The 13,907-nt window shown below is 69.4% G+C and carries 10 protein-coding genes; 6 read left to right on the top strand and 4 right to left on the bottom strand.

Translation table 11 applies throughout. The annotated features are described in order from the left end of the window. The first annotated feature begins 95 nt into the window (after positions 1-95). Genes AU188_RS11225 through AU188_RS11240 form a run of 4 tightly spaced genes read left to right on the top strand, consistent with a single transcriptional unit; the run spans position 96 to position 3,827 of the window. On the top strand, positions 96-1,127 hold the full coding sequence (locus tag AU188_RS11225) for a sulfate ABC transporter substrate-binding protein (protein WP_059163746.1): 1,032 nt from the start codon (positions 96-98) through the stop codon (positions 1,125-1,127). After that, a complete protein-coding gene (gene cysT / locus AU188_RS11230) occupies positions 1,124-1,951 on the top strand; it encodes a sulfate ABC transporter permease subunit CysT (protein ID WP_059163747.1) in 828 nt (275 codons plus the stop codon). The genes AU188_RS11225 and cysT overlap by 4 nt, the downstream gene beginning before the upstream one ends. Continuing rightward, positions 1,948-2,760, top strand: coding sequence for a sulfate ABC transporter permease subunit CysW (cysW, locus tag AU188_RS11235; RefSeq protein WP_059163748.1), 813 nt, complete (start codon positions 1,948-1,950; stop codon positions 2,758-2,760). Before cysT ends, cysW begins: the two co-directional genes overlap by 4 nt. 17 nt (positions 2,761-2,777) lie before the next feature. Then, positions 2,778-3,827, top strand: a complete 1,050-nt coding sequence (locus AU188_RS11240) for a sulfate/molybdate ABC transporter ATP-binding protein (protein WP_059163749.1) — start codon at positions 2,778-2,780, stop codon at positions 3,825-3,827. Between the two features lie 4 nt (positions 3,828-3,831). On the opposite strand, the gene AU188_RS11245 is transcribed toward AU188_RS11240, so the two are convergent. From AU188_RS11245 to AU188_RS25975, 4 genes are all read right to left on the bottom strand, one after another. Beyond that, complete coding sequence (locus AU188_RS11245) at positions 3,832-4,581, bottom strand: sirohydrochlorin chelatase (RefSeq protein WP_059163750.1); 750 nt, start codon at positions 4,579-4,581, stop codon at positions 3,832-3,834. Next, on the bottom strand, positions 4,560-5,252 hold the full coding sequence (locus AU188_RS11250) for a phosphoadenylyl-sulfate reductase (RefSeq protein ID WP_059163858.1): 693 nt from the start codon (positions 5,250-5,252) through the stop codon (positions 4,560-4,562). The genes AU188_RS11245 and AU188_RS11250 overlap by 22 nt, the downstream gene beginning before the upstream one ends. An 8-nt stretch (positions 5,253-5,260) precedes the next feature. Next, a complete protein-coding gene (locus tag AU188_RS11255; RefSeq protein WP_059163751.1) occupies positions 5,261-6,943 on the bottom strand; it encodes a nitrite/sulfite reductase in 1,683 nt (560 codons plus the stop codon). A gap of 103 nt (positions 6,944-7,046) precedes the next feature. Further along, a complete protein-coding gene (locus AU188_RS25975) occupies positions 7,047-7,142 on the bottom strand; it encodes an Ms4527A family Cys-rich leader peptide (RefSeq protein ID WP_353612118.1) in 96 nt (31 codons plus the stop codon). Between the two features lie 158 nt (positions 7,143-7,300). Between AU188_RS25975 and hemW the strand changes: the two genes are divergently transcribed. Next, the gene (gene hemW / locus AU188_RS11260; protein WP_059163752.1) at positions 7,301-8,473 is read left to right on the top strand and encodes a radical SAM family heme chaperone HemW; all 1,173 of its coding nucleotides are present in this window, start codon (positions 7,301-7,303) and stop codon (positions 8,471-8,473) included. Positions 8,474-8,679: 206 nt separating this feature from the next. After that, positions 8,680-13,812: a type I polyketide synthase gene (locus AU188_RS11265; RefSeq protein WP_059163859.1), complete on the top strand. Its 5,133-nt coding sequence runs from the start codon at positions 8,680-8,682 to the stop codon at positions 13,810-13,812. The last annotated feature ends 95 nt before the right edge of the window (positions 13,813-13,907 follow it).

Here is a 13,907-nt window from a genome sequence, read left to right on the forward strand (position 1 = left end):
GTGTCGGTGACGGCTGTGGCATGGCGCCCTCGTGCCGATCCATCGCCTTTCCGTCGGAACGGATTCCGCCGAAATCCCGTAACGAAAGGTCACCGATGGGCAACATCCGCACCTCCTGGCGCGCCGCCGCGGCGCTCGCGACCACCGCGACCCTGCTCGCCGCGTGCGGAGGCGGGTCGAGCGATGTGCCGGGCGGCGACCGGCAGGGCGGCGACGCCGAAACCACCCTGACGCTCGTCGCCTACGCGGTGCCCGAACCCGGCTGGAGAGAGATCCTGCCGGCATTCGCGGCCAGCGAGGAAGGTGACGGCGTGGCGGTCACGACGTCCTACGGTGCGTCTGGTGATCAGTCGCGCGCGGTGGTCGACGGCAAACCCGCCGACGTCGTGAACTTCTCGGTCGAACCCGACATCACCCGCCTGGTGGAGGCGGGCAAGGTCGCCGAGGACTGGAACGCCGGCGTCACGAAGGGCATCCCGTTCGGGTCGGTGGTCTCCCTGGTTGTCCGCGAGGGCAACCCGAAGAACATCAAGGACTGGGACGACCTTCTGCAACCCGGGCTCGAAGTGGTCAGCCCCAGCCCGTTGAGTTCCGGTTCGGCAAAGTGGAACCTGTTGGCGCCGTACGCCGCCAAGAGCAACGGCGGCCAGAACCCGCAGGCAGGCCTCGAGTTCGTGAACCAGCTCGTCACCGAACACATCAAGACCAGGCCGACGTCGGGCCGCGAGGCCAGCGACCTGTTCCTGCAGGGCACCGGCGACGTGCTGCTCAGCTATGAGAACGAGGCGATCAACATAGAGCGGCAGGGCAAGCCCGTCGAACACGTCAACCCACCGCAGACGTTCAAGATCGAGAATCCCGTCGCGGTGGTGACCTCCAGCGCGCATCAGGACAAGGCGAATGCGCTGAAGAACTTCCTCTACACCCCGGAGGCCCAGAAGATCTGGGCGCAGGCCGGTTTCCGGCCGGTCGATCCGGCGGTCGCCGAGGACTTCGCGGCCGACTTCCCGGCCCCGCAGAAACTGTGGACGATCGCCGACCTGGGTGGCTGGAGCGCCGTCGATCCGGCATTGTTCGACAAGGACAACGGCTCGATCACAAAGATTTACAAACAGGCGACGGGATGACAGCTGCGCTCGACCCCGGCATCTTTGCCGGCCGGTACGGCAGCACTCGGCTGCGTGTCGGCGTCGCGACGACGTGGCTGTCGGTGATCGTGCTGCTGCCACTGGCCGCGATCGTCTGGCAGTCCGCGGGCGGCGGGTGGGCTGCGTTCTGGGAGGCGGTGACGTCCAACGCGGCGCTGCAATCGTTTCGCGTGACGTTGACGATCTCGACGGTCGTCGCGGTGGTGAACCTGTTCTTCGGTCTGCTGGTCGCCTGGGTGCTCACCCGCGACGACTTCCCCGGAAAGCGGCTGGTCGACGCGATCATCGACCTGCCGTTCGCGTTGCCCACCATCGTCGCCAGCCTGGTGATGCTCGCGCTCTACGGCCCGAACAGCCCGGTCGGAGTGCACATCCAGCACACGAAGTGGGGAGTGGCCACCGCGCTACTGTTCGTCACGCTGCCGTTCGTGGTGCGCTCGGTGCAGCCGGTGCTGCTCGAGTTGGACCGGGAGGTGGAGGAGGCCGCGGCGTCATTGGGCGCCGACAACTTCACCATCTTCCGGCTGGTGATCCTGCCCGCGCTGCTGCCGTCGCTGCTGTCGGGGACCGGTCTGGCGTTCTCCCGCGCGATCGGCGAGTACGGCTCCGTCGTGCTGATCGGCGGAGCGGTGCCGGGGGAGACCGAGGTGTCCTCCCAGTACATCCGGACCCTCATCGAATTCGACGACCGGACCGGGGCCGCCGCGGTTTCCATTGTGCTGCTGTCGTTTTCCTTTGTCGTGTTGTTCATCCTGCGCACCGTCGGGGCCCGGGCCGCCAAGCGTCAGGAGCTCGAGACGTGACCCCCTCGCCCGCGGCCCGATACGTTCTGCGCTTCGTCGCGCTCGGCTACCTGCTGGTCCTGCTGGTCGTGCCCGTCGGGCTCATCCTGTGGCGCACGTTGGCTCCCGGCATCGGCACCTTCGTCGAGTCGATCACCACACCGGCGGCGATCTCGGCGCTGCAGCTCTCGCTGCTGGTGGTCGCGATCGTGGTCCCGCTCAACGTGTTCTTCGGGGTGCCGACGGCACTGGTGCTGGCGCGCAACCGGTTCCGCGGCAAGAGCCTGCTTCAGGCGGTCATCGACCTGCCGTTCGCGGTATCTCCGGTGGTGGTCGGTGTCGCGTTGATCCTGTTGTGGGGCAGCGCCGGAGCGTTCGGCTTCGTCGAGAACAACCTCGGGCTCAAGATCATCTTCGGCTTGCCGGGCATCGTGCTGGCGAGCATCTTCGTCACGGTCCCGTACGTCATCCGCGAGGTCGAACCCGTCCTGCATGAGCTGGGCACCGACCAGGAAGAGGCGGCGTCGACGCTGGGGTCCAGTTCGTGGCAGACGTTCTGGCGGGTCACCCTGCCCTCGATCAAGTGGGGCCTGATGTACGGCGTGGTGCTGACGGTCGCCCGTACCCTCGGCGAGTACGGCGCGGTGATCATGGTGTCGTCGAACCTGCCGGGCACCTCGCAGACGCTGACCCTGCTGGTGTCGGATCGCCATGCGCGCGGCGCGGAATACGGTGCCTACGCGATCTCGACGCTGCTGATGGCGGTGGCGGTGATCGTGTTGATCGCCCAGGTGATTCTCGACGCCCGCCGCCAGAAGACGACCGAGTAGAACAGGAGACGACGGCTGTGCCGAACGCGATCACCGTACAGGGCGCCAACAAGCGCTACGGCGACTTCGCCGCGCTCGATAACGTCGACTTCGACGTGCCCGCCGGCTCGCTCACCGCGCTGCTGGGGCCCAGCGGCTCGGGCAAGTCCACCCTGCTGCGCGCGATCGCCGGGCTGGATCAGCCCGACAGTGGCACGATCACGATCAACGGCCGTGACGTGACCAAGATTCCGCCGCAGCGACGCGGTATCGGTTTCGTCTTCCAGCATTATGCCGCGTTCAAGCACCTCACCGTCCGCGACAACGTCGCGTTCGGACTCAAGATCCGCAAGCGGCCGAAGGCCGAGATCGCCGAAAAGGTCGACAACCTCCTGGAAGTTGTTGGGCTGGCGGGTTTTCAGACCCGCTACCCGAACCAGCTCTCCGGCGGTCAGCGGCAGCGCATGGCGCTTGCCCGCGCGCTCGCGGTGGACCCGCAGGTGTTGCTGCTCGACGAGCCGTTCGGCGCGTTGGATGCCAAGGTGCGCGAGGATCTGCGGGCGTGGCTACGGCGTCTGCACGACGAGGTGCACGTGACGACGGTGCTGGTCACCCACGACCAGTCCGAGGCCCTCGACGTCGCCGACCGGATCGCGGTGCTCAACAAGGGCCGTATCGAGCAGATCGGTTCGCCGACACAGGTTTACGACGAGCCGGCGAATGCGTTCGTGATGTCGTTCCTCGGCGCGGTGTCGTCGTTGAACGGAGCCCTGGTGCGCCCGCACGACATCCGGGTGGGACGCAATCCCGAGATGGCGATCGCCTCGACCGACGACTCGGTGCAGAGCGCCGGCGTGGTGCGCGCGGTCATCGACCGGATCGTCATGCTGGGCTTCGAAGTTCGCGTCGAATTGACCAACGCCGCAACGCAGACGCCGTTCACCGCACAGATCACCCGCGGCGACGCCGAGGCGCTCGGACTGCGCGAAGGCGACACCGTATACGTGCGCGCCACCCGCGTGCCGGCGATTCCCGCCGACACCGAACTGCCCGTGGCCGACACGCCGCCGCCGACGACGAGTCGCTGAGCGGCTACGCCGCGACGAGGTCCTCGGCGACCACCGCGTCGAAGCGGTCCAGCACCGTCGCGGCGACCAGGTTGTGCGAGCCCAGCGGTTCGGCCATCGCCATGCCGTTCGCGGCGGCGTACGCCCTCACCCGGTCGGTGATGCGGCCGTGCGCCAAAAACCAGGGGGCGATGACGAGGCGCTCGGCGCCGTCGGCGCGCAGCCGCTCCGCGGCGTCGGCGACGCCGGGGTAGGCACCGGTGGCGAAGGCGATCTGAGTTCCGCGCCAACGAGTTCCGGCGCCGAGGGTGTGCGCCACTGTGGCGGTGCGCGCGTTGGCGGCTTCCCTGGAGGTGCCGACCGCGACGACGATCACACCGAGGCCGTCGTCGTCGGGGGATACCCCGGCCTCGGCGAGGCGCCGGCGGAACACCGTCATCAGGGCCGGGTCCTCGCCGAGAACCTCGGCCCGGTCCACCACGGCACCGGACTCCTCGATGACAGTGGGAATGTCGATACGCGCGTGGTAGGCGTCGGCGAGCAGGAACGGGACGACGACACCGGGGCCATCCAGCTCACGCAACGTGTCAGTCAGGTAAGGCCCGTTCTGTTCGAGGAACGCCGCACGGACGTCGAGCCACGGCCGCAGCCGTCGAATGCGGCCCGCGACCGCATGTGTCACCGCCGCCGACCGGGGATCGGCGCTGCCGTGGGCCGTCAGCACCAGAGCGCGACGGGCTGGTGCAAGCACCGTCACGACGCGTGCAGCCCGCATTCGATCTTGCCGGTGCCCGCCCACCGGCCGCTGCGCGGATCGGCGCCCTCGACCGGCTTCGCCGTGCACGGCGCGCAGCCGATCGACGGATAGCCTTCGTCCACAAGGGGATTGACGAGCACGCCGTTGGCCTCGATGTAGGCCTGCATGTCCTCATCGGTCCAGGCCGCCAACGGGTTGATCTTGACCAGGCCGAATGCCTTATCCCAGCTGATCAGTGGGGCGTTGGCACGCGTGGGTGCCTCGACCCGGCGGATGCCGGTCACCCATGCGGAGTATCCGCGCAGCGCCGCCGACAGCGGCTCCACCTTGCGCATCCGGCAGCATTCGTTGGGCTCGCGGGCGAACAGGTCCTTGCCGAACAACTCGTCCTGCTCGGCCACGCTGTTCTCCGGTCTGACATTGACGACGTTGACGTCGTAGACAGCCTCGACGGCGTCGCGGGTGCCGATGGTCTCCACGAAGTGGTATCCGGTGTCGAGAAACAGGACGTCGACACCGGGGCGCACCTTGGCGGCCAGGTCGACGAGCACCGCATCCTGCATGTTCGACGCCACGATGTAGTTGCCGCCGAAATTCTCATCGGTCCAGCGCAGCAGGTCGAGCGCGCTGGCCCCGTCGAGTTCGGCCGCACCGCGCTCGGCCAATGCCTGCAGGTCGTCCTCTGTCATCAACTCCGTCACCTCAGGTCCGCCTCGTCTGCTCGTAGTGCCCACGTAGCGAAACGCTCACCATGCTCGCGTTGTTTCACGAAGTTCCGGACGACGCGGTCGATGTAGTCGCCGAGTTCAGAGGACAGCACCTTGTGCTGGCGCAGCTTGCGGCCGAAACCGCTGTCCAGACCGAGGCTGCCGCCCAGGTGCACCTGGAAACCCTCGACCGAACCGCCGTTGCCGTCGTCGACCATCTGGCCCTTGAACCCGATGTCGGCGACCTGGATGCGCGCGCACGAGTTCGGGCAGCCGTTGATGTTGATCGTGATCGGCACGTCGAGCTGGGCGTTGATGTCCTCGAGCCGCTTCTCCAGCTCGGGAACCAGCCCCTGGGCCCGGGTACGCGTCTCGGTGAACGACAGCTTGCAGAACTCGATGCCGGTGCAGGCCATCAGGTTCTTGCGCCAGTGCGACGGCTGCGGCGGCAACCCGAGCGCCTCGAGACCGGCCGCCAGTTCGTCGACCTTGTCGTCGGGCACATCGAGGATGATCAACTTCTGGTAGGGCGTGAAGCGGATCCGGTCCGAGCCCGCCGCTTCGGCGAGATCGGCGACCTTGCTCAGGATCGTGCCGGAGACGCGGCCCGCGACCGGCGCGACACCGACGGCGTTGTGTCCGTTCTTGAGCTTCTGGATGCCGACATGGTCGATCGGGTGCTTGACCGGTTCGGGGGCGGGCCCGTCGATGAGCTTGCGCCCCAGGTACTCGTCCTCGAGCACCTGGCGGAATTTCTCCACGCCCCAGTCCTTGATCAGGAACTTCAGCCTTGCCTTGGACCGCAGCCGCCGGTAGCCGTAGTCGCGGAACACCGCGGTGACGGCCTCCCACACGTCGGGCACCTCGTCGAGCGGAACCCACGCGCCGAGTCGCTGCGCCAGCATCGGGTTGGTGGACAGGCCGCCGCCCACCCACAGATCGAGCCCCGGGCCGTGTTCGGGATGGTCGACCCCGATGAACGAGACGTCGTTGACCTCGTGGGCGACGTCCTGCAATCCGGAGATCGCGGTCTTGTACTTGCGTGGCAGGTTCGAGTACTCGGGATTGCCGATGTAGCGACGCACGATCTCGTCGAGCGCAGGCGTCGGATCGAGGACCTCGTCGAGCGACAACCCCGCCAGCGGCGAGCCCAGCATGCCGCGCGGGCAGTCCCCGCAGGCCTCGGTGGTCTGCAGCCCGTGTGCGGCCAGCCGCTCCCAGATCTCGGGCACGTTCTCGATCTCGAGCCAGTGATACTGCAGGTTCATCCGATCGGAGATGTCGGCGGTGTCGCGGGCGAACTCGGTGGAGATCTCGCCGAGCGTGCGCAGTGCGGCGGCGGTGAGCGCCTTGCCGTCGCAGCGCACCCGCATCATGAAGTACTTGGCCTCGAGCAGGTCGGCGTTCTCGTCACCGGTCCAGGTACCGTCATAGCCCTGCTCACGCTGGGTGTACAGGCCCATCCAGCGGAAGCGGCCGCGCAGATCGGTCTTGTCGATGCCGTCGAAGCCGGTCTTGGAATAGACGTCGACGATGCGGGCCCGCACGTTGAGCGCGTCATCGTCCTTCTTCAACTGCTCGTTGGCGTTGAGCGGTTCGCGGTAGCCGAGTTTCCACTGGCCCTCGGCGCGGGGGCGTTTGGCGGGCTTGGCCTTGGATTCCGCTGTGGTCATGGTCGTGGCTCCTCTGTGGAGCCGGATCGCGCGTCATCACCGGGGCTGTCCGGCGGCGCAGATCCGGCGGCCAGCTGAAATACAGGTGGGCAGGTCTACGGCGTCAGGGCAGACAACAACAGCTACAGACGCGCTTGAAATCGACATGCCGCCGCGCCACCAGGGCTACACGCTGGGGGAAGCTGCGGACGGCGGTCACGTGCCCAATTGTGCCACGGACACCGACATATGCCCTAACCGGGCAGAATATACGGTCACGGTGAGCAGAAACCGCGTATCGAGGCCGCGATCACGCAGCAGAGTACGAGTAGGCGCCTGCGTGGCTGCGATCTCGCGCCCAGGCGGACAATCGTTGGCATGACCCGAACCGCCCCGGCTGAGTTGCCGGCCGTCGCGCCCACGCCGGGGCGGCCGTTCGGCGTCTACATCCACGTGCCGTTCTGCGCCACCCGCTGCGGTTACTGCGACTTCAACACCTACACCCCCGCCGAGCTGGGCGGCGCCGACCCCGCCCAGTGGCTGGTCGCGCTGCGTGCCGAGCTGCCGTCGGCGGCACAGCGGCTGGGCAGCGCGCCGCAGGTCGACACCGTGTTCGTCGGCGGCGGCACGCCATCCCTGCTGGGCGGCGCGGGCCTGGCCGCGGTGCTCGACGCCGTGCGCACGCATTTCCCGCTGGCGCCCGACGCCGAGGTCACCACCGAGGCCAACCCCGAGTCGACCTCGCCGCTGCTGTTCGACCAGCTGCGCGAGGCCGGATACACGCGGGTCTCGCTGGGGATGCAGTCGGCGGCGCCCCATGTGCTGGCGGTGCTGGACCGCACCCATTCACCGGGCCGCGCGCTCGGCGCGGCGCGGGAAGCCCGGGCGGCCGGGTTCGAGCACGTCAACCTCGACCTCATCTACGGCACACCGGGGGAGTCCGACGACGACCTGCTGCGCTCGGTCGACACCGTCATCGAGGCCGGGGTCGATCACGTCTCGGCCTACGCGCTGGTCGTCGAGGACGGCACCGCGATGGCCCGTCGGGTCCGCCGCGGCGAGCTCGCACCGCCCGACGACGACGTGCTGGCCCGCCGCTACGAGCTGCTCGACGCACGCCTGACGGCGGCTGGTTTCGACTGGTACGAGGTCTCCAACTGGAGCCGCCCGAGCGGTGAATGCCTGCACAACATCGGCTACTGGAACGGCGGCCAATGGTGGGGCGCAGGGCCCGGGGCGCACGGCTTCGTCGGCGGGGTCCGATGGTGGAACGTCAAGCATCCCAACACGTATGCGCAAATGCTGGCCGACGGCCGGCTACCGGTGGCCGACTGTGAGCAGCTCGACGCCGAGACCATGCACATCGAGGATGTGATGCTGCGGGTGCGGCTGCGCGACGGGCTGCCGACGAGCTTGCTGACCGAATCCGAACGGCGGCGGGCCGACAGCGCCGTCGCCGACGGGCTGCTGACCCCGGTGGCCGACCGGCTGGTGCTCACCGGTCGCGGCCGCCTGCTGGCCGACGCCGTGGTCCGCGATCTGCTCGATTAGATGCGGCGAGTGCCCGCAACGTGACCGGCACCACCTCCGAGCGGTCCGCGTAGATCCCAAAAACCAGCCCGGATATGCCAGTATTGCGGCCATGGCGTGTGGATTCTTAGGCAAGGCTATCCAGAGTCCGGGACTCACCTGACGTGACCCACACCGACGCCTCGACCGCCGACTCCACACGACCCGAGCCGATCGCGATCATCGGGATGGGCTGCCGGGTGGCCGGTTCGATCGGAACGCCCGAACAGTTCTGGAACTTCCTGCTCGACGGCGGCAGCGACGTCCGCGAGGTGCCGGACGAACGCTGGGAGCCCTACCGGCGCCGCGACCCGCGCAACGCCGCGGTGCTCAAGGACGTCACGCGATGGGGGACGTTCCTCGACGACCTGTCCGGCTTCGACGCCGAGTTCTTCGGGGTCTCACCGCGCGAGGCGGAGCTGATGGACCCCCAGCAGCGGCTGGCGCTGGAAGTGAGCTGGGAGGCGCTCGAACACGCCGGGGTTTCGCCGAAGTCGTTGGCGGGCAGCGACACCGCCGTGCTGATGGGTGTCAACTCCGACGACTACGGCAAGCTCATCATGGAGGACCTGCCCGGGATCGAAGCGTGGACCGGGATCGGCACGTCGCTGTGCGGCATCGCCAACCGGGTGTCACACCTGCTCGACTTGCGCGGCCCCAGTGTGGCTCTCGACGCCGCATGCGCGGCTTCGCTGGTCGCCGTGCACCAGGCGTGCCAGATGCTCAACGCCGGTGAGACGTCGCTGGCGCTGGCGGGTGGGGTCAGCGCGTTGATCGGGCCGGGGCTGACCCGCGTGCTCGACGTAGCGGGTGCGACGGCCCCCGACGGCCGCTGCAAGACCTTCGACGCCGCCGCCGACGGCTACGGGCGCGGTGAAGGCGCGGGTGTGGTGGTGCTCAAGCGTCTCGCCGACGCAATCCGCGACGGCGACCACGTGTACGCGGTCGTGCGGGGTGGCGCCGTCGCGCAGGACGGTCGCACCGTCGGCATCATGTCGCCCAACGGCGAGGCGCAGGCCGAGATGTTCCGACGCGCTTGCCAATTCGCCGGCATCGCACCCGCGAGCGTCGGCTTCGTCGAGGCGCACGGCACCGGCACACCGTCCGGCGACCCCACCGAGGTGCGGGCACTCGCATCGGTCTACGGAGTGGACAGACCCGCCGACGAGAAGTGCCGCATCGGGTCGGTCAAGCCCAACGTCGGCCACCTCGAAGGTGGCGCCGGGGTAATCGGGCTCATCAAGGCCGCGCTGACGCTGCATCACCGGACCATTCCGCCGACGGCGGGCCTCACCTCGCTGACACCCGCGGTGGACTGGGCCGAGAGCGGGTTGCGGGTGCCGACGCAGGTCGAGTCGTGGGACCGTGTCGGCGATGCGCCCAGGCGCGCCGCGGTCTGCAGTTACGGCTACGGCGGCACCATCGCGCACGTACTCCTCGAGGAGGCGCCGGCCAGCCGAGCGGCCGCTGAACCCGCTCGAAACCCGCAGTGTTCCATGATCATCCCGGTCTCGGCCCGCAGCACGGCCCGCTTGCGCAGCCAGGCGGGTGCGCTCGCGGAGTACCTGCGAAGCGATCCGCCACCGCTGGCCGAGGTCGCGGCCACCCTGTGGACGCGCCGCTCGCACGAGCCGGTCCGCGCCGCGGTGGTCGCCGACGATGCGGACGACGTGGCCGGGGTGGCTGCGAGCTTGGCCGCCTTGGCCGAAGACGAACCGGATGCCGCTGTGGTGACCGGGACGGCGCTGCCCGCCGCGGCCGCCGGCGCCGTCTGGGTGTTCTCCGGCCACGGCTCGCACTGGGCCGGTATGGGTCGCGAATTGCTCGCCACAGCACCGGAATTCGCTGATGTAGTGGACACCGTCGACCCGGTGTTCACCGCCGAGCTGGGGTTCTCGGCGCGGGAAGCGCTGACCACCGGGCACCTCGGTGGTACGGACCGGGTGCAGGCGTTGACCTTCGCGATGCAGGTGGGCCTGGCCACGATGCTGCGGGCCCGCGGTGTCACACCGGCGGCGGTGATCGGTCACTCGGTCGGGGAGGTCGCCGCGTGCGTCACCGCGGGCGTGTTCGACCTGACCGTCGGCGCTGCGGTGGCGTGTTACCGCGCCCGGGGCTTCCGGTCGGTGATGGGTCAGGGCGCCATGGCGCTGGTGCGCCTTCCGTTCGGCGAGGCCGATCGGCGGCTGGCCGGACGAACCGATGTGGTGGCCGCGATCAGCGCATCGCCGGAGTCGACGGTGATCTCCGGCATGACCGGCGCGGTCGATGACGTCTGCCAGGAGTGGACCGATCAGGGCGTGATGGTGCGGCGGGTCAACACCGATGTCGCGTTCCACAGCCCCGCGATGGACGCGCTCACCGGCGAGCTCGGAAGCCTCACCGCCCAGTTGCCCCCGCCGCGGCAACCCGAAACCCGGCTTTACACAACGGCATTGGCCGACCCGCGGTCTGCGGCACGCCGGGACCAGCACTACTGGGTGGCGAACCTGCGCGACCGGGTGCGGTTCGCCGAAGCGGTCTCGGCCGCGATCGAGGACGGGCACCGGCTGTTCCTCGAGGTTTCGGCGCATCCGGTGGTGGCGCACTCGATCGCCGAGACACTAACCGCTGCTGGGGCCGACCAGCACGCCGTCGTCCCGCTGCTGCGCCGGGAGCGGCCCGAAATGCGTTCTGTGGCAACGGCGGTCGCTGCGTTGCACTGCTACGGCGCGCCGGTCGATCCCGGCCTGCCGGCTGCACCGTGGGCGGCTGACCTGCCGGTGACCCAGTGGCAGCACCGGCGGTTCTGGCGCACCCCGACGCCACCGCCGGGTGGCCGCGGCGTGCACGACGTCGACAGCCACACTCTGCTCGGTGGCCGGACAGAGGTGACCGGCGCGGTGGCGTCGAAGATGTGGCAGACGCGGGTCGACCTGGACACCCGCCCGTACCCGGGCAACCATCCGGTGAAAGGCACCGAGATCGTGCCGGCGGCGGTCATCGTCAACACCTTCCTGGGCGCGGCCGCAGAGTTGGACGTGCGTTGCGACCGCGCAGGCGCAGATCTCGTCGACGTCCGGCTGCGTACCCCGGTGGCGCCGGGGCGGGCGCGCGACGTGCAGGTGGTCCTGCAGGACCGCGGGCTGAGCCTGGCCACGCGCCTGGTCGACAACGACGAGGACGCCGACGATGGCGGCTGGCTCACCCACAGCAGCGCGGTGGCCGCCGCCGACGACGACATCGAAGACCTCCTCGGCGAGGTGCTCGACGAGCCCGCCGCCCGCGAGCGGTGTCGCGACCGGCTGCCGTCGAGTCACGTCATCGATACCCTCGCGACGCTCGGCGTCGCCGCGATGGGATTCGACTGGGACATCCTCGAATTGGACGGTGGCGACGGCGAACTGCTCGCCAAAGTCGCCGCCCGCGCTGACCGCGCAGTACCGGACACCTGGGCCCCGCTGCTGGACGCCGCGACGTCCGCGGCCTCCACGGTTTTCGACGGCCCGCCCCGGTTGCGGATGCCCGCCCGCATCGACCGGGTCCGGGTGCACGGCCGACCGCCCGCCGTTGCGCTGCTGCATGTTCGACGCAGGCCGGGCACCACCTCGACCGACGTGCTGCTCGCCGAGGACTCCGGCAAGGTGCTCGCCTCACTGACCGGGATGTCCTTCGAACAACTCGAGAACCCCTCCGGCAGCGATGTGTCCCGGATGCTGCATCACGTGTCGTGGCAACCGGTGTCATGGCGACCGGACGACCGGCCGGGGGCCGTCGTGGTGGTCGGCGGCGACGCCGCCACCCGCGAGTTCGTTACGCGGGACCTGTCCGAAGCAGAGGTGCCGTACGCGCTGCACGACGGCGCGGCTCAACTCGCCAGTGCCGCAGAGTCATTGGACCGCGATGCCGTGGTACTGGTGCTTCCGCGCAGCCACGACTCGCCGGAGCGTTCGGTCGGCCTGGTGACGCAGACGCTGCGGGCGCTGCTCGACCACGGCGCCAGGGCGCGGATGTGGGTGCTCACCCGCGGCGTGCACGAGGGCGCGAACGTGGCGCATGCGCCGCTGTGGGGGTTGGCCAGGGTCGCCGCCGCCGAACACCCGAAAGTCTTCGGCGGGGTGCTCGACGTGGCCGACGATCGGCTTCCGGTCGGCGTGCTGGCCTCCGTGCACGGCCATCCCGTCGTGGTGCTGCGCGACGGCGTCGCACAGACGGCACGCCTCGCGCATGCGGGTCGGGGGTCCGGTGCGCCGCTGCAGTGCTCGGCCGGCGGCACCTATGTGATCACCGGCGGCACCGGGGTGCTCGGATTGCGGATGGCGCAGCGGCTGGCCGACATCGGCGCGCGCCGGCTGGTGTTGCTGTCGCGTCGCGGCATGCCGGACCGCTCGCAGTGGCAAGCGGATTCGGAGTTGGTGCGCACCGTCGCCGCGCTCGAGGAGCGGGGTGTCTCCGTGCGCGTGGTCGCGATGGACATCGCAGCGCCCGGCGCGGCCGACACACTGCGCGCCGCGCTACGCGACCTGCCGCCGGTGCGCGGAGTGATCCACGCAGCCGGTGTCGAGGCGGGCGCGCTGCTGGTCAACACCACGCCCGACGACTTCACCGCGGCGATGCGCCCCAAGGTCGACGGCACGCTGACCCTGCACGAGGTGTTCCCACCCGAACAGCTGGACTGGCTGGTGCTCTTCTCGTCGTGTGGCTACCTGGCGGGGTTCCCGGGTCAGGGCGCGTATGCGTGCGCGAACTCGTTCCTCGACGTGATGGCGCGGCACCGACGCAATCTCGGCGACCGCACCGTCAGCATCGCCTGGACCGCGTGGCGAGGCTTGGGTATGGGTTCGACGTCCGGCTTCGTCGCCGCGCAACTCGATGCGTTGGGCATGGACACCGTCGGGGCGGACGAGGCGATGCGTGCACTGGACCTCGCGATGCGGCATGACGAGCCGAACGTCGTTGTGCTGCCGCTGCTTCCGGCCGCCGCCTCGGTGCCGATGCTCGCCGACGTGGCGCCGACGGACAGCGACGACTCCGGTAGCGAGGGACCACCGCCGGCCGGCCTGGTCGACGCCGACCCGACGCGTGTCGCGCAGGTCGTCGCCGCCGCGGTCGCCGCGCAGTTGGGCGTGTCGGAAGGCGACGTCGACACCGCTCTGCCGTTGGTGGAGTTGGGCGTCGACTCGATCATGACGGTCGGGCTGCTGCGTCAGCTGGAGAAGCAGACCGGCCTGTCGTTGCCGCCGACGCTGCTGTGGGAATACCCGACCGCAGCGGCCGTCAGCGAACGGATCGTCGAACTGCTCGCGGCCCCCGAGCCCGCCGAGCAGGTCCAGGTGTCCTGACCGGACACATCGCGTTCTGACCCCCGGCCAGACTGAAGTCATGCACGAAAAGACGCCGGCGGAATCTGCTGCACAACTTCAGTTTCGGCAGCCCA

The organism is Mycobacterium sp. IS-3022, from assembly GCF_001500065.1.
In the GTDB taxonomy this organism is placed as follows: Bacteria; Actinomycetota; Actinomycetes; order Mycobacteriales; family Mycobacteriaceae; genus Mycobacterium.

Excerpts from the sequence above, each read along its gene's own strand:
- AU188_RS11225 (WP_059163746.1), top strand. The coding sequence starts at position 96 with ATGGGCAACATCCGCACCTCCTGGCGCGCCGCCGCGGCGCTCGCGACC.
- cysT (WP_059163747.1), top strand. The coding sequence starts at position 1,124 with ATGACAGCTGCGCTCGACCCCGGCATCTTTGCCGGCCGGTACGGCAGC.
- AU188_RS11245 (WP_059163750.1), bottom strand. The coding sequence starts at position 4,581 with ATGCGGGCTGCACGCGTCGTGACGGTGCTTGCACCAGCCCGTCGCGCT.
- AU188_RS11250 (WP_059163858.1), bottom strand. The coding sequence starts at position 5,252 with ATGACAGAGGACGACCTGCAGGCATTGGCCGAGCGCGGTGCGGCCGAA.
- AU188_RS11255 (WP_059163751.1), bottom strand. The coding sequence starts at position 6,943 with ATGACCACAGCGGAATCCAAGGCCAAGCCCGCCAAACGCCCCCGCGCC.
- hemW (WP_059163752.1), top strand. The coding sequence starts at position 7,301 with ATGACCCGAACCGCCCCGGCTGAGTTGCCGGCCGTCGCGCCCACGCCG.
- AU188_RS11265 (WP_059163859.1), top strand. The coding sequence starts at position 8,680 with ATGGGCTGCCGGGTGGCCGGTTCGATCGGAACGCCCGAACAGTTCTGG.